Genomic DNA, 24799 nt, shown 5'->3' with positions numbered 1-24799 from the left:
GGTCCGCGGCGGGGCTACGCCGGCGGCGCGTACAGCGCCTCGGCACGCTGGAACAGGATCCAGCTGGTAGCGATGCACTTGTCGCCGCCCCGCGGACGATTGCCGCGGTGGGTGTGGGTGAAGGCGGTCGGCGCGATCAGCAGGTCGCCAGTGCGCGGCACGACCTTGCGCTGCTGGAACAGGAACTCGGTCTCGCCGTCGTCGAAGCCGTCGTTGAGATAGAGCGTCCACAGCAGGTGGCGATGCAGCGTTTCGCAATCGGGCGCGCGCGGATACAGCTCGCAGTGCCAGTAGGGGTAGCCGCCCTCGCCGGCGGTGTACCACTGCAGGTTGACCGGGCCCGGCCGCAGGCAGGTGCGCGCCAGCTGGCCCAGCGCACGGTCGTCGAGCGCGGCGATGTCCTCGGCCGCCAGACGCCGCAGGCCGCCGGCGCCATCGGGCTGCTGCAGCATCAACGGGGCGATCAGGGCCTGGGGATAACGGCGCAGGTAGGACAGCAGGCCCGCGTACACCGCGACGTTGAGCGCCTGCGCGACATCGGCCCAGTCGGGACGGTCGCTGATCGACAGGTCGCGGCTGTGCTTGAGTTCCGGATGCACGCCGCCGCCCACCCGGCCCGGCTGCAGCGCATCGCTGCCGCGCAGCCGCTCGACGATGGCCGCGCAGGCTTCCGCCGGCAGCGCGCCCGGATACACCTCAATGAAGTCGTTCGCGTGCACGGGCCGATTCTAGCGCCGTCGGCCTCATGCCGATCGGCAATGTGCCTCCAACCAATCCGCCTGCGCGGATAACGCGGGCTTTACGCGCGCGCCGTCGCCGCTGCGTAAACAGGACGGGTCCAGGACGACGGGAGCGGCAGATGCGGATCACCATCGTGGGTGCGGGCTTTTCGGGCGTCGCGCTGGCGGCCGCGTTGCAGCGCATCGCGCCGGACCACGCCCATATCCACCTGGTCGGCGTCGAGCGCGGCTATGGCGGCGGGGTGGCCTATGGCGAATCGCGGCCCGAGCACGTGCTCAACGTGCGTGCGCGCGAGCTGGGCCTGTCGCCGGACCAGCCGGAGGACTTCGCCGACTGGTTCAACCTCGGCGACCGCGGCCGCAGCGCTTTCCTGCCGCGCCAGCTGTACGGCGACTACCTGCGCGACCGCGTCCACGCCCTGCTGCAGGCGCCCGGCGCGCGGGTGCACGCGGTGCGCCGCGAGGTGGTCGCGATCGAGCGCCTGCAACGCGGCTTCGCGGTGCGCCTGGAGGACGGCGCGGCCATCATCAGCGACCAGGTGGTGCTGGCCGTGGGCGCGCTGCCGCCTCCGCCGCTGGCCGGCGTCGGTCCCCGCCTGGCCGTGCATCCGAGCTATATCGGCTGGCCCTGGCAGGAGCATGCGATCGAGCGGATCGATCCGGATGCACGGGTGCTGGTGGTCGGCACCGGCCTGACCATGGCCGATGTCCTGGCGACCTTGCGCCAGCGCGGCCACCGCGGGCCGATCGACGGGTTGTCGCGGCACGGCCTGCTGCCCCGGCAGCATCCCGAACAGCCGCTCCCGCAGGTCGAGCTGCCGCCGGCCCTGTTGCAGGCGCTGGCCGAACACGACCTGCACGAGCTGCTGCGACGCATCCGCGCGCTGTCCAAGCTGGTGGACTGGCGCGCGCTTGTGGATGCGCTGCGCCCGCATACGCAGGCGCTCTGGCAAGGGCTGGGCGAGCCGCAGCGGCGGCAGTTCCTGCGCCACCTGCGTTCATGGTGGGAAGTGGCACGGCACCGGCTGGCGCCGCCGGTCGCCGCCCACATCGACGCGCTGCGCGCGGCCGGCCAGCTGCGCATCCTCAGCGGCCGACTGGTGCGGGCCGGGCGCGCCGACGACTGCGTATCGGTACTGATCCGCGCGCGCGGCGCCTCCGACGTGCGCCACGAGCGCTACGACGTGCTGCTGCGCGCCACCGGTCTCAACACCGACGTGGCGCGCACCACGCATCCGCTGCTGGCGCAGCTGCGCGAGTCGGGCATGCTGCGTGCCGACGCGCAGGGGCTGGGACTCGATACCGGCGATGCGCTCGAGGTCCTCGATGCGCGCGGGCAAGCGGTGCAGGGCCTGTACGCCCTCGGCCCGCTGCTGCGCGGCCGCTACTGGGAAATCACCGCCGTCCCGGAACTGCGGGTCGCGGCGGCCAGGCTGGCGCGCGTGCTTCTGGCGCGCAGCGCGCAGGAGCAGGCCGTGCCGACGACCGGGTACATGGTCCGGGCCGAAGACGCGACTCAGTCGGCGCTGGCCTGCCAGTCCCAGCGCAAGCCCAGCAGCAGCCCGCGACCGGCGCCCGGTTCGTAATAGCGGCCATTGCCTTCGTTGACGATCACCGAGCCGACATGGGTGCGGTCGAACACGTTGTCCACGCGCGCGAAACCGCGCAGGCGGCCGTGGCTGGTGGACCAGCTGCGCGCGGCCTCGAGGTGTGCGAGCACGTAGCCCGGCGCATGCCGGGCGCCGGTATCGCTGACCGCCATCGACGCGCTGCCCGTCGCCTCGAGCGCGAGCGTCCAGTCGCGTGGCTGCCACTGCAGGCGCGCATGTCCCTGCCGGCGCGCCGTGCCCGGCACCGGCGTGCCGGCTGCGACCAGGACCGAAGGATCGGTGCAGCCCGCGCCGGTACAGATTGGAAAGCCGTCGCGGAAGCTCGCATCGAGCCATGTCGCGGCCAACTGCAGCGACCAGGCTTCGCCCAGCGGCAGCGCCGCCGACAGTTCCGCGCCCTGGCGCCGTGCGCGCCCGGCATTGCGATAGCTGCTGCGACCGCCTACGTTGCGCGCCACGGCCAGTTCGTTCTCGGTGTCGGCGCGGAACAGCGCGGCCGCCACATGGGCGCCCGAATCGGCGCGCCATTTCGCGCCCAGCTCCAGGTTGCGGCTGGTCGCCGGCGCGAGGTCGAACGCCAGTCCGGCGCCGCCATCGGCACGATAGCCCAGCTCGTTGAAGGTCGGCGTCTCGAAGCCGCGACCGACCGATGCATAGAGCCGCCAGTCCTGCGCAGGCGCGAAGCTCAGGCCCAGCACCGGCGTGGTCTCGGCATAGTCCACGCGGCCGCTGTCGTCCGGGTTCGATCCGGTGACGTAGCGGTCGTCGGACAGGAAGCGCAGCTGGCTGCGGCGCACGCCAGCCAGCAGCGACCAGTCTTCGGCGAATTGCCACCAGGCCTGCGCGTAGAGGTCGCGGCTGTCCACGCGGTTGCGTTCGTCGCGCCGCAAGGCGCCGCGTGCCCCCAGCGTGTCGCCGACGAAGTTCTCGTAGCCGCGGCGATGCTGGCGCTGGCGGTCGGCATTGCCGCCGGCCGTGAACTCGAGCGCGCGTCCGCCCAGCGATCCGGCCCAGCGCCAGCGCAAGTCGAGCCCGCCGTAGTCGTTGTCCAGGTCGATCACACCGCCTGAGCTGAGCGGATTGCCCTGCGCCCCCACCGGCACCGACAGATACTGCTCGATGGTGCGCTGGCCGCCATAGCCCATCGCCTCGAGCGCATGGCCACCACCCAGCGGCTGTTGCCAGCGCAGGCCGACCTGGTCCTGGCTCGCCGACTTGCGGGTGTCGTACTGGGTGGCCACGGCAGCGGCCTGGCGCGGATCGGCCTGCACCTGGTCCCAGGCCAGGCCCAGCGGGTCGCGTGCGTCCGGGGCGTCGAAATGGTTGCCCACCAGCTGCACGCGGCCCCCGCCTGGCAGGTCGGCGTGCAGTTTCAGGTTGAGCCAGCTGCGCCGCGCCGCGCTGTGGTCGCGCCAGCCGTCGGTGTCGAAGTGGCTCGCGGCCAGCGCATAGCCGACGGTGGCACCGGCGCCGCGCAGGCTGGCCGCCACCGCGCGCGATGCGTCACGTCCGACGCTGGCCTGCAGGTGGCCGCGCGTGGGCGATTCGCCGTCGGCGCTGAAGACCTGCACCACGCCGCCCGAGGAATTGCCGTGCAGCGCCGAGAACGGGCCCCGCAGCACCTCGATGCGTTCGGCCGCGGCCATCACCACGTGCGAAACCTGCCCCTGGCCGTCCGGCATGGTGGCCGGGATCCCGTCGACGTACAGGCGCAGCCCGCGCACGCCGAAGGTGGAACGGGCGCCGAAGCCGCGGATCGACAGCTGCGTGTCCTGGGCGAAATTCTGCCGCTCGCGCGCCGCGAGGCCGGGCACGCCCGACAGCGCTTCGGACAGGGACACGCCGGCGCGCGCTTCGCCGCCGTCGAGCACGATCCGGTCGAACGAGGCCGGCACATCGAACGGGGCGACATGCTGCAGCCGTGCGGCGGTGACTTCGATGCGGTCGAGCATCACCGGGTCGGCGAGCCCTTGGGCCGAGAGAGCGCCGGCCGGCAGCGCGCAGAGCAGGCCCAGAACAGGACGGTGGCGCAACGGGCGGCGCTGCAGGGGACAGGTCGCAGGCATCAGCGGGGAAGGCAAGGTCATCGAGACAGTGTCCTGTGGGCGGCATGAACGAGCCGTGCTGGGTGGGGAGCGCCAAGGCCGTGGGCGTCCGGGACGGAGCGGGGCGGGCGAGTGGATCGGTCGAGCGCGCGGCGGTGTTGGGCATGTGTCGGATCACGCCCCGCCGGACCGAACAGACAACCGAGCCGTAGAGCAGCTTCGACCGCACACGCACGCGCAGCATGCCGAACGATGCGGGCGGCCGTGCGTGTAGGGCGTCCGGGTCAGGCGTCCGGCCCCACCCCACGCATCTCTCTGCCGCATGGATGCGTTGTGCACTTGAAGACGGCGGCGTTGCCAACGCCCGGAGCGAGGTTGCCCGATGACAGCGCGAGCAGACCTTGGGACGCGGGACGTGTCGACGAAGCACGCGCCAAGCGCTGCGAACGACGGGGGCACCATCATGGAGGCGCTGCCCGCACCTGCCGGTGCGGGTGGCCCGGGGGCCGGCCGCCGGATTCGAAACGGCCACCGGCATCGCCATACGTCTTCCCTGCGCGCACCGTCGCTGGTGCGCGCTACCGATCCTGCGCCCGTCGCCACCAGCCGAACATCGCGGTTCGGCTGGATCGCGCATGGCTCAGCTGACCGCGGCCACCGCCTGCGCCACATAGTCGAGGTTGCGCGCGCTCAGCGCCGCCACGCAGATGCGGCCGGTGCCGACGGCGTAGATGCCGAACTCCTCGCGCAGCCGCTCTACCTGCGTCCGCGACAGGCCGGAATAGGAGAACATTCCGGCCTGGCGTTCGATGAAGCCGTACTGGGGCGCGCCGTTCGCGGCCAGGCGTTCGACCAGGCCGGCGCGCAGGGCGTGGATGCGCGTACGCATCTGGCCGAGCTCTTCTTCCCACTGCGCGCGCAGCGCCGGGTCGTTGAGCACACCGGCCACCAGCGCTGCGCCGTGCGTGGACGGGCTGGAGTAGTTGGCGCGGATCAGGCGCTTGATCTGCGACTGCACGCGCTTGCTCTCGTCGGCGTTGTCGCTGACCACGGTCAGCGCGCCCACACGCTCGCCGTACAGCGAGAACGACTTCGAGTACGAGCTGGCGACCACGAAGTTGCGGATCGGCGAGGCGGCCAGCAGGCGGATCGCCAGCGCGTCCTCGGCGATGCCCTGGTCGAAGCCCTGGTAGGCCATGTCGATGAAGGGAAACAGGTCGCGCTCGTGCAGCAGCGCGATCACCTGCTCCCACTGCGCGGGCGTGAGGTCGGCGCCAGTGGGGTTGTGGCAGCAGGCGTGCAGCAGCACCACCGTGCCGGCCTCCAGCCTGCGCAGGTCGGCCAGCATGCCGTCGAAGTCCAGCCCGTGCGTGGCCGCGTCGAAATAGGTGTAGTCCACCACCTCGAAGCCGACTGCACCGAACACGGCGCGATGGTTCTCCCAGCTCGGGTTGCTGATCGCGATGCGTCCGGTGGGCAGCGTCTTCCTGAGCAGCTCCGCGCCCACGCGCAGCGCGCCGCTGCCGCCGATGGTCTGGGTCGTGGCGGCGCGGCCTTCGGCCACGAGCGGCGCATCGGCGCCGAACAGCAGGTCGCGGGTGGCCCGGGTGTAGTCGGGCATGCCGTCGATCGGCAGGTAGCCACGCGGCTTGCTCTGCTCGGCCAGCCGGCGCTCCACCTGCTGCACCGCGCGCAGCACCGGGATGCGGCCGTCTTCGTCGTAGTAGATGCCCACGCCGAGATTGACGCGGGTGGCGCGGGTGTCGGCGTTGTACGCCTCGGTCAGGCCCAGGATCGGATCACCGGGGACCAGTTCAACGTTCGCGAAAAAGGACACGGCAGCAGTCGTCGCAGTAAGGAGGGGAGGGCGCCGGCGCGCGGCGAAAAACCGCGTGATTCTAGCAGTTGCAGGTTCGCCGACCCCGCCTGTTGCGAATGGAACCGTCCGCGCGTGCAGGCACGCTTTGCCGATCCGTGCGTCCATCCCGTCGTGGCCGGGAGGGTGCGCGCCGCGTCGGCGCGGCTGGTCGCCCAGCCGCGTGTGGATCGGGCGGCGCAGGGAAGGCGACCGGCCCGGACCTCAGACGTCGCCGTCGCTTGCCCAGCCCTCGCCGCTGCCGCGGTGCACGACCTGGTCGGTATCGAGCACCTCCCCCGCCGGGATCGAAGGCTGGCTGGCCAGGGCTGCATAGATCGGGGTGAAGTCCGGACGCGTGGCCTCGATCAGCTGCTCGAAGCTGTCGATCACGAAGTAGGTCTTCTGGAAGGTGTCGATGCGGTAGCGCGTGCGCATGATCCGCTCCAGGTCGAAGCCGATGCGGTTGGGCGCATCGCTTTCGAGCGCATGGATCGACTCGCCCTTCGAGGAGACGATGCCGCTGCCGTAGATGCGCAGCCCGCCAGCTTCGCGGATCAGCCCGAACTCGACCGTGTACCAGTACAGCCGCGTCAGGTTCTGCAGCGCATCGGGGCCGATGGCGTGCGCCTTCACCCCGCCGCGGCCATACGCCTGCATGTAGTCGGCGAACAGCGGATCCATCAGCAGCGGCACATGGCCGAACAGGTCGTGGAACAGGTCGGGCTCTTCGATGTAGTCGATCTGGTCGGGCGTGCGGATCCACCAGGTTACCGGGAAGCGGCGGTTGGCCAGGTGGTCGAAGAAGTCCAGCTCCGGCAGCAGGCCCTCCACCCCGATCAGCTGCCAGCCGGTCGCCTCGCCCAGCGCACGATTGAGCTCGGCGTACTTCGGAATCGCGTGCGGCGTCATGCCCATGGCGTCCTGCGCGCGCAGGAAGGCGCTGCTCGCGCGGCCCACCAGGATCTCCCGCTGACGCGCGAACAGCGTCGCCCAGGTGGCGTGGTCGGTCTCAGAATAGTCGTCCCAGGGTTGCTCGACGACGCCGGTGGCATAGACGGGCACCTTGCCCTTGTCGGTGTGCAGGTTCTCGACGCGGCGCGGCTGCTGCAGGGACATGAGGAATCTCCGGCGCGGGCGCCTTCGCCATGGCGGCGGGCGCGGGTGGGATTGCCAATGCAGGTTAGCGGCCCGCCCGCGCAACAGGCTTGCGAAGTTGCGTGCCTTGGCCAAGATGGCGCAGGATCATTGCGTGATTTCAATGAATGGAGCACGGAATGAACGGCATCCAGTTCGATCGCACCGATCTGCTGCTCCTGGCCGAACTGCAGCGTGCCGGGCGCCAGACCAATGCCGAACTGGCCGAGCGCGTGCATCTGTCGGCCTCCGCCTGCCTGCGGCGGGTGCAGCGGCTGGAGCGGGAGGGCGTGATTGCCGGCTACCGCGCCGAACTCGACGGAGAGCGCCTGGGGCTGGGCCTGCAGGCCTTCGTGCGGGTGCATCTGGCCCGCCACGATGCCGCCTCGATCGCCGCCTTCGCCGCCCATGTCAACGACTGGCCGGAGGTCGTGGCCTGCCACGCCCTTACCGGCGACATGGATTACCTGCTGCACGTGGCAGTCGGGGGCCTGGAGCATTTCTCGCGCTTCCTGCTCGACAAGCTGCTGGCGCAGGCCGGCGTGGCCGACGTCAACTCCAGCTTCGTGCTGCGCACGGTCAAGGCGTTTCGCGGGCTGCCGCTGCCGGCACCGGCGTGAGGTCGAGCGGGCTGAGCACGCCGCGGCCGCCGCGGTTGAGGACATGCGTGTAGATCTGCGTGGTGGCCACATCCTTGTGGCCCAGCAGTTCCTGGATCGTGCGAATGTCGTAGCCGGCCTCGAGCAGGTGGGTGGCGAAGGAGTGTCGCAGCGTATGCGCGGACACCGGCTTGTCGATCCCCGCGCGCAGCCGCGCCCGCCGGATCGCACGCGACAGGCTGGCATCGTCGATGTGATGCCGCCGGACGCACCCGTCCCGCGGATCGACCGACCGACGCAGCGCCGGGAAGACGTACTGCCATGCGAACTCGCGGCCCGCCCCCGTGTACTTGCGCGCCAGCGCATGCGGCAGCCAGGCCTCGCCGAAGCCGGCGTCGAGATCGCCCCGATGCAGGATCCGCGCACGTTCGACCTCCTCCTGCAGCGGAAGCACCAGCGAAGCCGGCAGCAGCGTGCGCCGGTCGCGCCCGCCCTTGCCGTCGCGGACCGTGATCTCGTTGCGCGCGAAGTCGAGGTCCTTGACCCGGAGACGCAACCCCTCCATCAGGCGCAGCCCGGTGCCGTACAGCAGGCGCGCGACCAGCCCGGTGCGCCCATCCATGCAGGCCAGCAGCGACGCTACCTGTGCCTGCGACAGCACCACCGGCAGCCGCGCCGGCCGCTTCGCGCGGACCACATCCTCCATCCACGGCAGCCGCACTTCCAGCACCTCCCGGTACAGGAACAGCAGCGCCGACAGCGCCTGGTTCTGGGTGCTCGCCGCGACCTTGCCCTGGACCGCGAGGGTGCTGAGGAAATGTTCGACCTCGCGGCCGCCCAGATCGCGCGGGTGGCGGCGCCCGTTGGCGAGGATGAACCTCCGGATCCAGCCCAGATAGGCGCGTTCCGTGCGCAGACTGTAATGATGCAACCGCATCCTGCGACGAACCTCGTCGAATAACCGCGGCGCACGCGATTCCATCGCGTCCATGCTTATCAGACAGTTCCGTGTCGATAAAAAATACTCCCGCGTTCCCGCGGGTGCGTTATTGCAGGATGCCGCCCGGGCAAAGGCAGTGGGAGCCGGGCAAGTCCCTGGTCTGGGGTAGGATTTCACTGAATTGACCGGCGCCACGCGAGGCTGAATACTCGGCGCTACTCCCCGCTTTTGGGGACTACTAGGCGTTAGGCGCATGAGACCGGTCCTTCTCGCATCGTTATTGGCAATCGCCAGCTGCGCTCACGTATCAGCTGAGCCACCTATCGGCGTGCTGATTGAGCCCACTCCTGTTCCTTGCCTCGCTCCGCTGGTCGGCTACGACACGCGCATAGTGATTGCCAACAACTCCGATCAAAAGGTTGCTTTTCGTACGTACGGCGCCTCAGGGCCGCCCTACAAGCTGTTCCCGGACGCATTCGATATTCTTTCGGCAAAGCCCGAGTCCCAAGACTTCTCGCCGTGGCAGGTCGTCCTTGAGCATTCCATGCCTCCCACACATGAGGTGAGCTTGGGCCCTGGGGATCGCGCTGAGTTCACTGTTAGTACAAGCCGTTGGCCTAATCCAGGCAATGACTTGCAGTTCAAGTTGCAGGTTCGTGATACCAACTGGCATCCGCACCACTCAAAGGCACTGGTGGTTTGCCAATCCAGCTCAGCGCCTAACAATTCATTCAAGCCGAAGCCGCTTCGCGGCTCGGCTCTTAGGCTAGGGGAAACTCAAGACATAAGGCGTTAGGCCTACTTTGACATATGCCCGCAATCGTCACAGATCCCGTATCCCTTACGACGCATCACCTGCACTTGTGCTTTCGTCCAACCGACGCAGTGCTGTCTTCCGGAACAGGCTTTATCTACGAGAGGAACGGGGCCAACTACCTGATCACCAACTGGCATAACGTAACGGGGCGCAGTCCGATTGACGGCACCTGTCTTTCAGACACGCTAGCGGTCCCGGACATGGTGTCCACTCTATTCCGCACAAAGGACAACCCAGGGGTATGCCGTCGTGAGCATCTTCCACTCTACAGCGACGAAGCCATGCAAGATCACTTGTGGCTTTCCCACCCCGTTCATGGCAGTGCCGTCGACGTAGTTGCTATTCCATTGCCATCCGCAATCAACGCCGAGTACCAGATATTCCCTATTAACAAGATCGACTTCGACACCGCCTACGGAACCGCCGTTGCGGATGATGCCTTCGTGGTCGGCTACCCGTTCTCTGACATTACGCAGCTTCAGTTGCCAATCTGGAAACGCGCAAGCGTGGCATCCGAACCCGACGTGGATTTGGAACATCTTCCCAAGCTTCTCATTGACACAGCAACTAGGTCTGGCCTCTCTGGTTCGCCAGTCGTGATGCAGCGTGTCGGCCTCCACGGCGCATCAGGTGGACAGATGACTGGCGCCGAGATCATTGGGCGAATACGCAACTTTATCGGTGTGTACTCGGGACGCATCGGCGCAGACGAGTCCAAAGCGCAGCTTGGCGTCGTATGGAAGGCACGAGTAATCAATGAGATTATCGATGGCGTGGCCAGTGGCGTCACCGCAGCGCAGGCCTAACAATTCATTCAAGCCGAACTTGCTTCGTTCCGGCAAAAACATGTCAGAAAAACCTTGCCATGTTTTCGCCTCCACTACGCAAGTCGGCTTAATTCTGGCGTTAGGCGCCGATGGCAGCAATGCGCAAGTTCATATCCCTAAGCTTTCTCACCTTCGCGGCTGTCGGCGCTACCCTTGCTGCAGCCGCGGTCCTCTTCACGTACCCAGCGAATTCACTCATCTGGAACGCTGCTACATGGACACTTGTGGCAGGACTGGTCGGTCTACTGGTCGTTGTTCTTCTTTCGGCCTATGTTCTCGCTAAGAATCGCACGGCAAGGACCTGGCAACGGATCGCCACGTTCCTCTTCGGCTTGGCGTGCTTGGCTGTGGTTGCCGTCGTTCTCTTATAGGTTGCACGCTTGGTCGGGCGTCGTTCGGTTCGGGTTGCGCAGATTTGGTCGTCATGGAGTCGGTGCACCGGGCCAAGATCTCGGCCAGGTTCCAGCCGCAACTGCGCGGCAAGCGGGTGGTCGTTCTTGGCATTCCAGACCAATACGAGTACATGGCGCCGAACCTTGTTCGGCTGCTTCAGCAAAAAGTTCCGCGCTACTTGCCGGATCGCAAGGGCGCGGCTTAGTCTGCGGCCTGATGGTTCATTCAAGCCGATGCCACTTCGTGGTACGGCTTAACTCGAGCGTTAGGCCGCATGGAAGCTGTCCTCTCAATCGTCCAACTCGCCCTGGTGCCGATCCTCCTTGCGGCGGCTCTGGCGGTGCGCTTCGCCGGCAAATCAAAGGTGCTCAACGTCGTTGATTACGCCCGGGTCTCTGATCCAGCCGCGCTGCACCGCTGGGCAGGAGACAGACTTCTTCTCTTGCCGGTTGCTTTCCTGGTCGGAGGCTCCGCTTCGTATCACGTCCCGGGGTTCGCGTTGCTGTTTCTTGGGGGCGCGATCATCGCGTCTTTGTGCGTAGCCGTCTGGATTGCGCTCGGCGCCGAAAGATTCCAGAGTGCGCGGGTGAATTGACACACCAAGTGATCCCGCTCCGGTCCGCCAACTCACTTCTGTATTCCTGGGCAGCATGGGGTCTGGCGCTTGTTTGTTAACCCGCGGCATCTGACAGTTTGTACCAGACCGATGCCGCTCCGATCCGCGCCTTGCCTCCAGCCTCGCGTTGCTGTCGAGAGATCCAGACATGAGAAAGATCGCCAGCTGTCACTGCGGCGCAGTCAGCATCGAAGTGGCCGACTATCCTTCCGAGGTCACCGACTGCAACTGCTCGCTTTGCAGAAGTTATGGCGTGCTCTGGGCCTACTACGATGTGAGCGACCTTGCTCTTCCATCGGACGGCTCCCTGACCGATACCTACGCCTGGAATGGTCGCCACGTCGATTTCCACCGTTGTTCCCGCTGCGGCTGCGTCACGCATTGGGTTCCCCGCAACCTCAGGCGCAAGCGGCGCGGCATCAACGCAAGGCTGCTTCCGCCTGAAGTTCTGGCGGCTGCCCGGCTTCGGCACCTGGACGGCGCCTCCAGCGGCAAGTACCTGGACTAGATCGCGCCTGCGGTCGGGCGATCCACGCAAGACGACGTCGCCGCGCGGGCCGGCTCGATCGGCTGCCGCGCCTTCGACCCGGTATCGACAGCGGCCACTACGCCCACAGTGATCTTTCCAGCAGCAGCCGGCCTGCCTCCTCGCAATGCTGCCGCGCCGCCGCGTCGCCCGTTCCATGAGCGACCGGCTCACCCGGTGAGACCCCGACGCCCTAGACTGGCGCCATGGATTCGATGACCTTGCTGATCGCGATCGCCGGGCTGCTGGTGCTGGCCGTGGTACTGCTGGCCGTGCTGGTGCTGCGCCGGCCTGGCCAGGACCTGGAGCGGGCGCTGCGCGAGGAGCAGCGCGAGGGGCGGGGCGAGCTGCGCCAACAGCTGGACAGTCTGTCCGCTGCGCAGGAGCTGCGCATCGATGCGTTCGGCCGTCGCCTGGACGACCTGGCCACGCGGACCGACCAGCGGCTGGATGTGCTGCGGGAGGCGCTGACCGAGGACGCGCGCAGGGCGCGCACCGAACATGCCGAGCAGCAGCATCGGTTCGGCGGGACCCTGGGCGAGCGGCTGCAGGAAATGCGCGAACAGATGGACGCGTTCGGCCGGCAGCAGGAGGCGCGTATCCAGGCCTTCGCGCAGCAGCAGGCGGACCTGATCTCACGCGTGGACGCCGGCATGGCGGCGCTGCGCCAGGGGCTGGGCGAGGAGATGGTGCGGTCGCGCGAGGAGGCCGGCGGCCAGCAGCAGCGCTTCGCCGAGGCGCTGGGGCTGCGCCTGTCCGAACTCACCCAGCGCAGCGAGCAGCGCATCGGCGAGATGCGCGCCACGCTCGACCAGCAGCTGCAGCGGCTGCAGGCCGACAACGCGCAGAAGCTCGAGCAGATGCGGGCGACCGTGGACGAGAAGCTGCAGACCACGCTGGAGACGCGGCTGGGGCAGTCGTTCCAGCTGGTGTCCGAGCGGCTGGAGCAGGTGCAGCGCGGGCTGGGCGAGATGCAGCAGCTGGCCACCGGCGTGGGCGACCTCAAGCGCGTGCTCACCAACGTCAAGAGCCGCGGCGGCTGGGGCGAGGTGCAGCTGGACAACATCCTCGAGCAGACCCTGGTCGCGGACCAGTACGCGCGCAGCGTGCGGGTGCGTCCGGATTCCGCGGAGGCGGTGGATTTCGCGGTGAAGCTGCCGGGCCGGGGCGAGGGCGACGCGCCAGTGTGGCTGCCGATCGACGCGAAGTTCCCGCGCGAGGACTACGAGCGGCTGATCGACGCGCAGGAGTCGGGCGATGTCGATGCGGTGCGCGTGCAGGGCGCGCAGCTGGAGCGGGTGATCCGGCTTCAGGCCAAGTCGATCAGCGACAAGTACGTGGTGCCGCCGCATACCACCGATTTCGCGGTGATGTTCCTGTGTACCGAGGGGCTGTATGCCGAGACCATCCGCCGACCGGGGCTGGTGGACGCGCTGCAGCGGGAATACCGCATCGTCATCGCGGGCCCGACCACGGTGACCGCCCTGCTCAACAGCCTGCAGATGGGGTTCCGCACCCTGGCCATCGAGCAACGTTCGAGCGAGGTCTGGAAGCTGCTCGGCGCGGTGAAGAGCGAGTTCGGCAAGTTCGCCGGCATCCTCGAAAAGGCCGAAAAGCAGGTCAGCACGGTGGGCCGCAGCCTGGGCGAGGCCAGCCGCAAGACGCGCACCATCGAACGCCGCCTGCGCGGCGTGGAATCGCTGTCGGTGGAGCAGACGCAGGCCCTGCTGGGGGCCGACGCAGAGCCCGAAGATGGGCCCGACCTCGCCGCTGGCGAGGACGAACCCTAGCCGCGCGCGGCCCGGTTCAGGGCGTCGGCGACAGCGGCACGATCGGCATCACGTCGACCGGCACGGTCGGGTTGGCCTCGTCGTCGAGCAGGTAGTCGGGCAGTTCGTCGCCCTGGTCACTGCGACGATCGGACTGGATCTGGTAGTGGCGGCGCTGCATCCAGGCGTCGCGCACCAGGGCGTACTCGTCGGCCGCGCCCTGGCGCATCGCGTCCACCGCGAACAGCTGGGTGCGCAGGTCCACCAGCTGCAGGCCCTGGAGGAAGTAGCGGGTGCCGTCGTCCTCGATCTGGCGCGTGGGCGATAGCGGCGCGTCGCCGACCAGGCCGAAGGTGTCGCGCAGGGTGCGTGGCCCGAACAGCGGCAGCTCCACGTAACGCGAGTTGGTCCAGCCCCACACGCCCAGGGTCTGGCCGAAATCCTCGCTGCGGTTGGGGATGTTGGCCGCGGTGGCCGGGTCGAAGATGCCGCCGATGCCGACCGTGGCGTTGAGCAGGAAACGGCCGAGCGACTGCCCGGCCTGCCCCGGACGGCCTTGCAGCAGCGCATTCAACGCGCTCACCGGCTGGCCGAGATTGTTGAAGAAGTTGCCCACGCCCAGGCGCACCGGGCGCGGCACCACCTTCATGTAGGCGCGCGCCAGCGGCGTGGCGACGGTGCGGTCGACGGCGTTGTTGAAGCGATGGACCTTGCGGTTCCAGTTCTCCCAGGGGTCGTAGCTGGCCGGCAGCTGCGCAGGCGCGGGTAGGCTGGGATCGGCGACCGGGTCGTAGGGCGAGGGGCCGTAGATCGTGGCGTAGTCGAGTTCGGCCTGGGTGGGCGCGGCCTGGGGGCTGGCCGTGGGGTCGCCGGCCTGGGCCGTCTCCGCCGGCGCGACGTCGGTTGCCGCGGCAGCGGTCGCGGTCGATGCATCGGGCGACGGAACGGCGTCGCTCGCGAACGCGGTCGCGTCGTCGGCCGCGATGGCTGCACTGCCGTCCGTCGCGGCGGCCGCAGGCGGCGGCACCTGCACGCCTGCGGCGCTGTCGGGACGGGTGCCGCCGCTGCCCGCACACGCGGCCAGCAACAGCAACGGCAGGAGCAGGAACAGGCGCGGAGCGCGGCGCGGGGGATGGCTCATTGGAACGGTCCGTCGAAACTGCGGCGCGGACGTCATGCCCGCGCGAATGTCAGGGTGGGGGACAGGCGGTAGGCGCGGCGCAGGCCGTCGAGGCCCGGGGGGTCGCCGCTCACCTCGACGCCATCGCCACGTTGCGCCAGTTCCACCAGCAGGGCAAGGCCCGCGCTGTCGACCGACGACACCGCCGACAGATCGAAGCGTTCCGTACCCGAAGCGAGCGCACGCGCCTGCGGCCACAGTGCCGCCACGGCCTCGCGCGAGAGCGCGCCGGCGAACGCCAGCGTGGTCCCGTCGCGGCGCACGGAGGCCGCCTGCGCCATCAGTTGGCGCCAGCGTCGGCGGAAATCTGGCCGCTGCGCAGTTCCTGGGTCACCTGCGCGATCGACTTGCGCTGCAGCTCGCCGTCGAACTGCTGGCGGAAGGTCTGCACGAACGACACGCCCTCGACCATCACGTCGAACACGCGCCAGCCGCTGCCGGCGCGGCGCATCAGGTAATCGACCGGGATCGGCTCGCCACCCTGGCGCAGCAGTTCGCTGGAGACCTTGACGCCCAGGCCGCGCGGCAGCGCCGTCTCGGACTTGATGCGCACGCGCAGGCGGGTGTTGAAGTCGATCAGCGACGAGCCGTAGCGGCGCATCAGGTTGTCGGCGAGCGCGTCGCCGAAGGCCTTCACGTCGGCGTCGGAGGCGCCACGGCCGTGGCGGCCCAGCACCTGCCGCGCGGCGTAGTCGCGGTCGAACATGGTCTCGAACTCGCCGCTGACGAAGCGCTGCAGGGCGGCGCGGTCGCGGCTGAACTCGGCGCGGCGCGATTCGATGGTTTCCAGCACGCGCTTGGTGTTGTCCAGCACCAGTTCGCTGGGCGAGCCCTGCATGTTCGCCGCCGCAGCCGGCGCGGGCGGGGTCTGGGCGAAGGACAGGGCCGGCGCGGCGGCGAGCAAGGTTGCGGCCAGGGCCAGCGCCAGGGCGTTGCGGGGAATGCGGATCATGGGGTCGTTCCTTCTTCCGGAGCGGGGGGCGCGGCGGGCGCGGGCTGCGAGTCGCCGGGCGCGGCATTGTCGCCGCCGCCGCTGAACATGTACTTGCCGACCATCTGGATCAGGTCCACGGCCGGGGTGGTGAACACCAGTTCCTCGCCCGGCTTGAACACTTCCATGTCGCCGCCGGGCTGCAGGCCGACATAGCTTTCGCCCAGCAGGCCGCCGGTGAGGATGCCGGCCGAGGTGTCGATGGGGATCTCGTTGAAGCGCTCGTCGATGGCGAGCGTGACGATGGAATCGAACTTCACCGGATCGAGGTCGATCTTCGCCACCCGGCCGATGGTCACGCCGCCGATCTTCACCGGCGCATTGGGTCGCAGCTGGCCGATCTGGGTGAAGCGGGCGGTCAGCGCGTAGCTGTCGCCCGACAGCCCGAAGCGGCCGTTGGTGGAGGCGATCGCCAGCACCAGCAGCGATGCCAGCGCCAGCACCAGGAAGGCGCCGACGGCGAATTCGAGACGGGGGCCACGGGTTGCCATTGGATTACCTCGTCGCCGCGAGCGGCGGTGCGTGCATTGCGAAGGACGGGGACGGATGCATGCCGGTCACCGGAACAGGAAGGCCGACAGCACGAAGTTGAACATCAGCACCAGCAGCGAGGCATTGACCACGGCGCGGGTGGTGGCCACCGAGGTGCCCTCGATGGTGGGTTCGGCGTGGTAGCCCACGTAAGACGCCACCAGCGCCGCGGTGCCGCCGAACACCGCCGCCTTGGCGAAGGCGGGCACGAAGTCGCCGTGGAAATCCACCGCGTCCTTCATGATCTGCCAGAAGCTGCCGTTGTCGATGCCGAGCACCTGCACCGCCTGGAACCAGCTGGCGGCGATGGCGAAGCTGGCGAAGAAACCGACCAGCAGCGGCACGGTCAACACCGCCGCCCAGAAGCGCGGCGCGACGGCCTTGCCCACCGGGTCGATCGCCATCAGGCCGAGCGCGGTGATCTGGTCGGTGGCGCGCATCAGGCCCAGCTCGGCGGCGATCGAGGAGCCGGCCCGGCCGACGAACAGCAGAGCGGTCAGCACCGGCGCCAGTTCGCGGTACAGGCCCAGGCCGATCAGCACGCTGACCTGGTTGGAGGCTCCGTAGGTCTCGAGCGCGCGGAAACCGAGCAGGGTCAGCGACAGGCCGACGAAGGCGCCGCCGACGGCGATGATCGGCAGCGAGCGTGCGCCCACCTTGTAGATCTCGCGGGTGAGCTCGGCAAAGAAGTCGGCGGTCGGCTTCGAGGCGCGCAGCACCGACAGCGAGAACAGGCCGGCGCGACCGACCGAACGCAAGGCACCGGCGAAGGCCATCACGCCACCTCCATGCGCCGGGCGCTGTCGAAGGCGATGGGGCCGTCGGGTTCGCCGCGCAGGAACTGTCCCACCAGCGGATCGTCGCTGGCCTGCAGCTGCGCGGGCGTGCCAGCGAATACGATGCCACCGTTGGCGATGACCACCGCGTGGTCGCAGATCGGCAGGGTCTCGTGCACGTGGTGGGTGACGATGATGCTGGTCAGTCCGAGCCGGTCGTTGAGTTCGGACACCAGGTTCATGATCACGCCCGAGGCGATGGGGTCGAGCCCGGTCAGGGGTTCGTCGTAGACCATCAGCGGCGGATCCAGCGCAATGGCGCGCGCCAGCGCGACGCGGCGGGCCATGCCGCCGGACAGCTCGCGTGGATACAGGCCGGCGGCCGAGCGCAGGCCCACGGCATGCAGCTTCATCTCGACCAGGCGATCGATCACCTCGCGCGGCAGCTTCGTATGCGTGCGCAGGGGCAGGGCGACGTTCTCGGCCGCGGTGAGGTCGGTGAGCAGGCCGTTGCCCTGCAGCAGCACGCCGATCGACTTGCGCAGCTCCAGGAGCGCGCGCTGTCGCTGCGGAACCGCCTGGCCGAAGACCTCGACGCGACCGGCCGCCGGCACCAGCTCGCCGGTGAGCGCGGCCAGCAGGGTCGACTTGCCGCTGCCCGACGGGCCCAGCACGGCGGTGACGCTGCCGCGCGGCACGGACAGGTCGATGCCGGACAGGATCGTGCGTCCGCCGCGGTCGAGGCGGACGGCGTCGAAACGCACGGCGATGGAGTCGTTGGAGGCGTCGGTCATGGGGGCGCGACGAAACATCCGGCAGCTGCCGGCAGCCGCGCAGCATGGCGCAGCGTGGCTGAACCTTGACGAAGTTTTCACCTCGGCGCGCCGCGCCGCCGCTGGCCTCGCGGGATGCACCCGTTGTCCCGTCCTCGCATGGTGATTGAAGGGGGCGCATCCGATGACCCTGGCGATGCGACGACGCGGGCGGTCCGCCGGCGAGCCCTGTCGCGCCTGGCGGCGCCGCGATGCAGGCAGGACGGGCAAGGTGCCCTGATCAATCCTCTGCCGCGTCTCCCGGCTCCGGCAACACGCCGTTGTACTGCGCCCGCGGGCGGATCAGGCGGCCGGCCGCCTGCTGTTCCTGGGCGTGGGCCAGCCAGCCCGCCAGGCGCGCGGCGGCGAACATCACCAAGGCCGGGGTTTCGGGCAGGCCGTGCACGTAGCAGATCGCGGCCAGCATGCCGTCGATGTTGGGCAGTCGCCCGCTGGTCTCGGCCGCGGCCTGCACCAGGGCGTCGACATGGGCCATGCGCGGATCGCCGTCGCGGGCGCGCCGCAGCATCGCCAGGACCTCGGCGCCGCGCGGATCGCCGTCGGGGTAGAGCACGTGGTGGAAGCCAGGCAGCTCGTCGCCGCGGCGCCAGCGCTCGCCGATGACGGCCGCGGGCGAACCGGCCGCGGCGGCGTCGGCGATCAGCGCATAGGCGCGTGCCGTGGCGCCGCCGTGTCGGGGGCCCGACAACGCCGCAAGCCCCGCGCAGACCGTGCCGTGCAGGTGCGCGCCGGTGGAGGCCACCACGCGCGCGGCGAAGGCCGAGACGTTGAGCTCGTGGTCGGCGCACAGCACCAGGGCCGCGCGCACGAGCTCGGCGAAGGCCGCATCGCCAGGCCGCCAGGTCTCGGCCAGCACGCGATGCACCGGCCGCGCGTCGGGCGTGCCGGCGACCAGCAGCGCCGCGTTCTGGCGCAGCAGGATCGCGGCGATGCGGCGCCGTGCGGCGGGCGCGGCGTTGAGGGAGTCGCGCTGGTCGAGCGCGAGCAGCGGTATCGCCGCCATCGCGCGCTTGAGCGGGGGCAGCGTCGCATCGGTGGCGATCGGCGCCACGCGCGCGGGCCAGGGCGTGGCGTCGAGGGTGGAGAAGGGGTCGGTGTCGCCGCAGTCCCAGAGCAGGCGCGCGGCGTCCTCGAGCGTGGCGCCCGCGCGCACCATCTCCACCGCTGCCCGTCCCCGGTAATAGGGGCTGTCCGGGCGGATCAGCGAGATCGCGGTTTCCATCACCGGCAGGCCGCGGTCGAGGCTTTGCGCGGCCCCGCGCGCGGCGCCCCGGCCCGCCTTCTTGCGCTGCGCCAAGCGCTCGATGTCCCCGCGCAGGTACACCCGGCTGCGGTGGTCGGGGCCGGGCCGCGACTCGATGAGCCCGCGGCTGACATAGGCGTAGAGCGTGGCCGGGCTAATCCCCAGCAGGGCGCAGGCCTGCTGGGCGGGAATCAGGTCGGCGTCGGCGGGGCCAGGTCGGTTCATGGTTCAGCTTGATCCGTTCAATCAAGATTGATCAACCCGAGGAAGGGTGACACATTGCCGTCCACCGGGAAATCCCCTCGCCAGCCCGCAGGCCGCCATGTCCAGCTCCGCTTCCCTGTCCGCCGGTGCGCGCTTCCGCGCAGCACTCGCCGCCGAATCGCCCCTGCAGGTGATCGGCGCGATCAACGCCAACCACGCCCTGCTCGCCAGGCGCGCGGGCTACCGCGCGATCTACCTGTCCGGCGGCGGCGTCGCCGCGGGCTCGCTGGGCCTACCCGACCTCGGCATCAACACGCTCGAGGACGTGCTGATCGATGTGCGTCGCATCACCGACGTGTGCGAGCTGCCGCTGATGGTGGATATCGATACCGGGTTCGGCCCCAGCGCGTTCAACATCGAGCGCACGGTGAAGTCGCTGATCAAGGCTGGCGCCGCGGCCTGCCACATCGAGGACCAGGTCGGCGCCAAGCGCTGCGGCCACCGCCCGGGCAAGGAAATCGTGTCGCAGGGCGAGATGGTCGACCGGGTCAAGGCCGCGGCCGATGCCAAGACCGATCAGGCGTTCTTCCTGATCGCGCGCACCGACGCCATCCAGGTCGACGGCGTGGACGCGGCGATCGAGCGCGCCATCGCCTGCGTCGAGGCCGGCGCCGACGGCATCTTCGCCGAGGCCGCCTACGACCTGGACACCTACCGCCGCTTCGTCGATGCGGTGAAGGTGCCGGTGCTGGCCAACATCACCGAGTTCGGCAAGACCCCGCTGTTCACCCGCGACGAACTTGCCTCGGCCGGCGTGGCGATCCAGCTGTATCCGCTGTCTGCGTTCCGCGCCATGAACAAGGCTGCGGAGACGGTGTACGAGGCGATCCGCCGCGACGGCCACCAGAAGTCGGTGGTCGAGCTCATGCAGACCCGCGAGGAGCTGTACGACCGCATCGGCTACCACTCCTTCGAGCAGAAGCTCGACGCGCTGTTCGCGAAGAAATGAGTCGCCGGCGGCCCTGGTCGGCCGGCGGACCGGACGGGGCATCCTGCCCCGCCGGCTGCCTCCGGCGCGTGCGGTCGCGGCGCTGCCGCCGCTTCAATCCATCCAACGCAAGGTCCGCCGCCGCGCGGACACCAGGCCGGCGCCAGGCGCCGCCCCCCGCATCCAGCTGACGCAGTCCAGGAGATCCGCCCATGAGCGAAGCCACCCCCGCCCCCGGCTTCAAGCCGAAGAAATCCGTCGCCCTGAGCGGCACCGCCGCGGGCAACACCGCGCTGTGCACCGTCGGCCGCACCGGCAACGATCTCGCCTACCGCGGCTACGACATCCTCGACCTGGCCACCACCAGCGAGTTCGAGGAGATCGCCCACCTGCTGGTGCACGGCAAGCTGCCCAACCGCGCCGAGCTGGCGGCGTACAAGACCAAGCTCAAGGCGCTGCGCGGCCTGCCGGCGGCGGTGAAGGTGGCACTGGAGCAGCTGCCGCCGTCCAGTCATCCGATGGACGTGATGCGCACCGGCGTATCCGTGCTCGGCTGCGTCAAGCCCGAGGCGGCCGACCACAACCATCCGGGCGCGCGCGACATCGCCGACAAGCTGATGGCCTCGCTGGGCTCGATGCTGCTGTACTGGTACCACTACGCCTACAACGGCAAGCGCATCGAGGTGGAGACCGACGACGACTCGATCGGCGGCCACTTCCTGCACCTGCTGCACGGCGAGAAGCCGAGGGACAGCTGGGTGCGCGCCATGCACACCTCGCTGATCCTCTACGCCGAGCACGAGTTCAACGCCTCCACCTTCACCAGCCGCGTCATCGCCGGCACCGGCTCGGACATGTACTCCGCGATCTGCGGCGGCATCGGCGCGTTGCGCGGTCCCAAGCACGGCGGCGCCAACGAGGTCGCGTTCGAGATCCAGAAGCGCTACGACAACCCGGACGAGGCGGAAGCCGACATCCGCGCGCGCGTGGAGCGCAAGGAAGTGGTGATCGGCTTCGGCCATCCGGTCTATACCGTCTCCGATCCGCGCAACAAGGTGATCAAGCAGGTGGCGAAGGAGCTGTCCGAGGAAGCCGGCAGCACCAGGATGTACGACATCGCCGAGCGCCTGGAATCGGTGATGTGGGACATCAAGAAGATGTTCCCGAACCTGGACTGGTTCAGCGCCGTCAGCTACCACGTGATGGGCGTGCCGACCGACATGTTCACCCCCCTGTTCGTGATCTCGCGCACCTCCGGCTGGAGCGCGCACATCATCGAGCAGCGCATCGACGGCAAGATCATCCGCCCGAGCGCCAACTACATCGGGCCGGAAGACCAGAAGTTCGTGCCGATCGACCAGCGCGCCTGATGTTCCAGCCCCTCTCCCACCGGGAGAGGGGTGGGGTGAGGGTCAGGCGAAGCCGCGAGGTTCCGGCAGCGTCGCTTCGACCGACCCTCATCCGGCCCTGCAGGCCAGCTTCTCCCGGAGGGAGAAGGGAAAGCGGGCGTGAGCCCGGCCCAACCATCCATTCGCTCTTCCCAGGCCAGCCATGAACAGCCAGCACCGCAAACCCCTCCCCGGAACGAAGCTCGACTGGTACGACACGCGCGAAGCCGTCGAGGCGCTGCAGCCCGGCGCCTGGGCCACGCTGCCCTACACCGCGCGTGTGCATGCCGAGAACATCGTCCGTCGTGCCGACCCGGCGCGCATCAATGACTACCTCGGCCAGCTGGTGCGCCGCGAGCGCACGCTGGATTTCCCCTGGTTCCCGGCGCGCGTGGTCTGCCACGACATCCTCGGCCAGACCGCGCTGGTCGACCTCGCCGGCCTGCGCGATGCCATCGCCGACCAGGGCGGCGACCCGGCGGCGGTGAACCCGGTGGTGCCGGTGCAGCTCATCGTCGACCACTCGCTGGCGGTGGAATGCGGCGGCTTTGATCCGCAGGCGTTCGAGAAGAACCGCGCGATCGAGGATCGTCGCAACGAAGACCGGTTCCACTTCATCGACTGGACCAAGCAGGCGTTCAAGAACGTGGACGTGATCCCACCGGGCAACGGGATCATGCACCAGATCAACCTGGAGAAGATGTCGCCGGTGATCTACGTGCAGGACGGCGTCGCCTTCCCCGACACCTGCGTCGGCACCGACTCGCACACGCCGCACGTCGATGCGCTGGGCGTGATCGCCATCGGCGTCGGCGGGCTGGAAGCCGAGAACGTGATGCTGGGCCGCGCCTCGTGGATGCGCACGCCCGAGATCGTCGGGGTCGAGCTGGCCGGCAGGCCTGCACCCGGCATCACCGCCACCGACGTGGTGCTGGCGCTCACCGAGTTCCTGCGCACGGAGAAGGTGGTCGGCGCCTACCTGGAGTTCCGCGGAGAAGGCGCCGCCGCGCTCACCGTCGGCGATCGCGCGACCATCTCCAACATGGCGCCGGAATACGGCGCTACGGCGGCGATGTTCTTCATCGACGACAACACCCTCGACTACCTGCGCCTGACCGGTCGCACCGACGAGCAGGTGGCGCTGGTGGAAACCTATGCGAAGATCGCCGGCCTGTGGGCCGACGATCTGGCGACCGCGCAGTACGAGCGCACCCTGCACTTCGACCTGTCGAGCGTGGTGCGCAACATGGCCGGTCCGTCCAACCCGCATCGCCGCCTGCCGACCAGTGCGCTGGCCGAGCGCGGCATCGCCGACGAAGCCAAGCTTGCGGCCGGCAAGGCCGAGGAAGCGGCCGGCCTGATGCCCGACGGCGCGGTGATCATCGCCGCGATCACCAGCTGCACGAACACATCCAACCCGCGCAACGTCATTGCCGGGGGTCTGCTGGCGCGCAACGCGGTGGCCAAGGGGCTGGCGCGCAAGCCCTGGGTCAAGACCTCGCTGGCGCCGGGTTCGAAGGCGGTGCAGCTGTACCTGGAGGAATCAGGCCTGCTGCCGGACCTGGAACAGCTCGGCTTCGGCATCGTCGCGTTCGCTTGCACCACCTGCAACGGCATGAGCGGCGCGCTGGATCCGAAGATCCAGCAGGAGATCATCGACCGCGACCTCTACGCCACCGCCGTGCTCAGCGGCAACCGCAACTTCGACGGCCGCATCCACCCCTATGCCAAGCAGGCCTTCCTGGCCTCGCCGCCGCTGGTGATCGCCTACGCCATCGCCGGTACGGTGCGCTTCGATATCGAGAAGGACCCGCTGGGCGTGGATGCCGAGGGCAATCCGGTCACGCTCAAGGACCTCTGGCCCAGCGACGAGGAGATCGACGCGGTGGTGAAGGCCAGCGTCAAGCCCGAACAGTACCGCGCCGTGTACGGTCCGATGTTCAAGCTGCGCGTGGAATCGGGCGCGGCGGTGAGCCCCCTGTACGACTGGCGTCCGCAGTCCACCTACATCCGCCGTCCGCCCTACTGGGAAGGCGCGCTGGCCGGCGAGCGCACGCTCACCGGCATGCGTCCGCTGGCGGTGCTGGGCGACAACATCACCACCGACCACCTCTCGCCGTCCAACGCGATCCTCGCCAGCAGCGCCGCCGGCGAATACCTCGCGAAGATGGGCCTGCCCGAAGAGGACTTCAATTCCTACGCCACCCACCGCGGCGACCACCTCACCGCGCAGCGCGCCACTTTCGCCAATCCCAAGCTGCTCAACGAGATGGTGCGGGCCGAGGACGGCAGCGTGCGCCAGGGTTCGCTGGCGCGGATCGAGCCGGAAGGCCAGGTGACGCGCATGTGGGAGGCGATAGAGACCTACATGCAGCGCAAGCAGCCGCTGATCATCATCGCCGGTGCCGACTACGGCCAGGGCAGCTCGCGCGACTGGGCCGCCAAGGGCGTACGCCTGGCGGGCGTGGAGGCGATCGTGGCCGAGGGCTTCGAACGCATCCACCGCACCAACCTGATCGGCATGGGCGTGCTGCCGCTGGAATTCCAGAACGGCGACACGCGCCTGACCTACGCCATCGACGGCACCGAGACCTTCGACGTGGTCGGCGCACGCACCCCGCGCGCGACGCTGACGCTGCTGATCCGCCGTCGCAACGGCGAGACGGTGGAGGTGCCGGTGACCTGCCGCCTGGACTCGGACGAGGAAGTGTCGATCTACGAGGCCGGCGGCGTGCTGCAGCGCTTCGCCCAGGACTTCCTGGCGGCGAACCAGGCCGCGTGAGGCGCAGCC

22 protein-coding genes are annotated in these 24799 nt (G+C 69.1%); 10 read left to right on the top strand and 12 right to left on the bottom strand.

The genetic code is table 11. The annotated features are described in order from the left end of the window. Window positions 1-14 precede the first annotated feature (14 nt). Window positions 15-719: a 2OG-Fe(II) oxygenase gene (locus tag ACQYVW_RS08580; RefSeq protein WP_434933175.1), complete on the bottom strand. Its 705-nt coding sequence runs from the start codon at window positions 717-719 to the stop codon at window positions 15-17. Window positions 720-859: 140 nt separating this feature from the next. Here ACQYVW_RS08580 and ACQYVW_RS08575 point away from each other — a divergent pair, with 140 nt between their 5' ends. Further along, window positions 860-2326, top strand: a complete 1467-nt coding sequence (locus ACQYVW_RS08575; RefSeq protein ID WP_434946694.1) for an FAD/NAD(P)-binding protein — start codon at window positions 860-862, stop codon at window positions 2324-2326. Here the strand turns inward: ACQYVW_RS08575 and ACQYVW_RS08570 are convergent. From ACQYVW_RS08570 to phhA, 3 genes are all read right to left on the bottom strand, one after another. Then, the gene (locus ACQYVW_RS08570) at window positions 2257-4383 is read right to left on the bottom strand and encodes a TonB-dependent receptor family protein (RefSeq protein WP_434946873.1); all 2127 of its coding nucleotides are present in this window, start codon (window positions 4381-4383) and stop codon (window positions 2257-2259) included. The two genes, ACQYVW_RS08575 and ACQYVW_RS08570, sit on opposite strands and share 70 nt — an antisense overlap. A 652-nt stretch (window positions 4384-5035) precedes the next feature. Next, the gene (locus ACQYVW_RS08565) at window positions 5036-6232 is read right to left on the bottom strand and encodes an amino acid aminotransferase (RefSeq protein WP_434946693.1); all 1197 of its coding nucleotides are present in this window, start codon (window positions 6230-6232) and stop codon (window positions 5036-5038) included. 243 nt (window positions 6233-6475) lie between these two features. Continuing rightward, complete coding sequence (gene phhA / locus ACQYVW_RS08560; protein ID WP_434946692.1) at window positions 6476-7369, bottom strand: phenylalanine 4-monooxygenase; 894 nt, start codon at window positions 7367-7369, stop codon at window positions 6476-6478. 158 nt (window positions 7370-7527) lie between these two features. On the opposite strand from phhA, the gene ACQYVW_RS08555 reads away from it, so the two are divergent. Beyond that, on the top strand, window positions 7528-8007 hold the full coding sequence (locus tag ACQYVW_RS08555; RefSeq protein ID WP_434946691.1) for an Lrp/AsnC family transcriptional regulator: 480 nt from the start codon (window positions 7528-7530) through the stop codon (window positions 8005-8007). Here ACQYVW_RS08555 and ACQYVW_RS08550 read toward each other — a convergent pair. After that, window positions 7967-8968 (bottom strand): integron integrase, encoded by a 1002-nt coding sequence (locus ACQYVW_RS08550; RefSeq protein WP_434946872.1) that lies wholly within the window; start codon window positions 8966-8968, stop codon window positions 7967-7969. The two genes, ACQYVW_RS08555 and ACQYVW_RS08550, sit on opposite strands and share 41 nt — an antisense overlap. 768 nt (window positions 8969-9736) lie before the next feature. On the opposite strand from ACQYVW_RS08550, the gene ACQYVW_RS08545 reads away from it, so the two are divergent. From ACQYVW_RS08545 to ACQYVW_RS08525, 5 genes are all read left to right on the top strand, one after another. Further along, the gene (locus ACQYVW_RS08545; protein WP_434933186.1) at window positions 9737-10549 is read left to right on the top strand and encodes a trypsin-like peptidase domain-containing protein; all 813 of its coding nucleotides are present in this window, start codon (window positions 9737-9739) and stop codon (window positions 10547-10549) included. Between the two features lie 445 nt (window positions 10550-10994). After that, entirely contained in the window at window positions 10995-11168 is a 174-nt protein-coding gene (locus tag ACQYVW_RS08540) for a hypothetical protein (protein WP_434933187.1), read from the top strand. Between the two features lie 69 nt (window positions 11169-11237). Next, a complete protein-coding gene (locus ACQYVW_RS08535) occupies window positions 11238-11558 on the top strand; it encodes a hypothetical protein (RefSeq protein ID WP_434946690.1) in 321 nt (106 codons plus the stop codon). A gap of 169 nt (window positions 11559-11727) precedes the next feature. Further along, window positions 11728-12087, top strand: coding sequence for a GFA family protein (locus ACQYVW_RS08530; protein ID WP_434946689.1), 360 nt, complete (start codon window positions 11728-11730; stop codon window positions 12085-12087). Window positions 12088-12311: 224 nt separating this feature from the next. After that, complete coding sequence (locus tag ACQYVW_RS08525) at window positions 12312-13895, top strand: DNA recombination protein RmuC (RefSeq protein ID WP_434946688.1); 1584 nt, start codon at window positions 12312-12314, stop codon at window positions 13893-13895. 16 nt (window positions 13896-13911) lie between these two features. Here the strand turns inward: ACQYVW_RS08525 and ACQYVW_RS08520 are convergent, their stop codons facing one another. From ACQYVW_RS08520 to ACQYVW_RS08490, 7 genes are all read right to left on the bottom strand, one after another. Further along, entirely contained in the window at window positions 13912-15015 is a 1104-nt protein-coding gene (locus tag ACQYVW_RS08520; RefSeq protein WP_434946687.1) for an MlaA family lipoprotein, read from the bottom strand. Between the two features lie 32 nt (window positions 15016-15047). Continuing rightward, the gene (locus ACQYVW_RS08515; protein WP_434933193.1) at window positions 15048-15317 is read right to left on the bottom strand and encodes an STAS domain-containing protein; all 270 of its coding nucleotides are present in this window, start codon (window positions 15315-15317) and stop codon (window positions 15048-15050) included. 17 nt (window positions 15318-15334) lie between these two features. Beyond that, entirely contained in the window at window positions 15335-16006 is a 672-nt protein-coding gene (locus ACQYVW_RS08510; protein ID WP_434933194.1) for an MlaC/ttg2D family ABC transporter substrate-binding protein, read from the bottom strand. Then, complete coding sequence (gene mlaD, locus ACQYVW_RS08505) at window positions 16003-16536, bottom strand: outer membrane lipid asymmetry maintenance protein MlaD (protein WP_434933195.1); 534 nt, start codon at window positions 16534-16536, stop codon at window positions 16003-16005. The genes ACQYVW_RS08510 and mlaD overlap by 4 nt, the downstream gene beginning before the upstream one ends. A gap of 66 nt (window positions 16537-16602) precedes the next feature. Next, a complete protein-coding gene (locus ACQYVW_RS08500) occupies window positions 16603-17352 on the bottom strand; it encodes an MlaE family lipid ABC transporter permease subunit (protein ID WP_434946686.1) in 750 nt (249 codons plus the stop codon). Continuing rightward, complete coding sequence (locus ACQYVW_RS08495; protein WP_434946685.1) at window positions 17352-18146, bottom strand: ABC transporter ATP-binding protein; 795 nt, start codon at window positions 18144-18146, stop codon at window positions 17352-17354. Before ACQYVW_RS08495 ends, ACQYVW_RS08500 begins: the two co-directional genes overlap by 1 nt. Window positions 18147-18405: 259 nt before the next feature. Beyond that, entirely contained in the window at window positions 18406-19653 is a 1248-nt protein-coding gene (locus ACQYVW_RS08490; RefSeq protein WP_434946684.1) for a citrate/2-methylcitrate synthase, read from the bottom strand. Between the two features lie 97 nt (window positions 19654-19750). On the opposite strand from ACQYVW_RS08490, the gene prpB reads away from it, so the two are divergent. From prpB to acnD, 3 genes are all read left to right on the top strand, one after another. Continuing rightward, window positions 19751-20641 carry a methylisocitrate lyase gene (prpB, locus tag ACQYVW_RS08485; RefSeq protein ID WP_434946683.1) on the top strand — a complete coding sequence of 297 codons (891 nt, stop codon included), beginning with the start codon at window positions 19751-19753 and terminating at the stop codon, window positions 20639-20641. Between the two features lie 191 nt (window positions 20642-20832). Beyond that, window positions 20833-21990 (top strand): bifunctional 2-methylcitrate synthase/citrate synthase, encoded by a 1158-nt coding sequence (gene prpC / locus ACQYVW_RS08480; protein WP_434946682.1) that lies wholly within the window; start codon window positions 20833-20835, stop codon window positions 21988-21990. Between the two features lie 181 nt (window positions 21991-22171). Continuing rightward, window positions 22172-24790, top strand: a complete 2619-nt coding sequence (gene acnD / locus ACQYVW_RS08475) for a Fe/S-dependent 2-methylisocitrate dehydratase AcnD (protein WP_434946681.1) — start codon at window positions 22172-22174, stop codon at window positions 24788-24790. Window positions 24791-24799 lie beyond the last annotated feature (9 nt).

The sequence above is a fragment of the Luteimonas campi genome, assembly GCF_051162505.1.
GTDB lineage: Bacteria > Pseudomonadota > Gammaproteobacteria > Xanthomonadales > Xanthomonadaceae > Luteimonas.
Note: the sequence above shows the minus strand (reverse complement) of the source record. Positions and strands in the feature narration are given on the sequence as shown.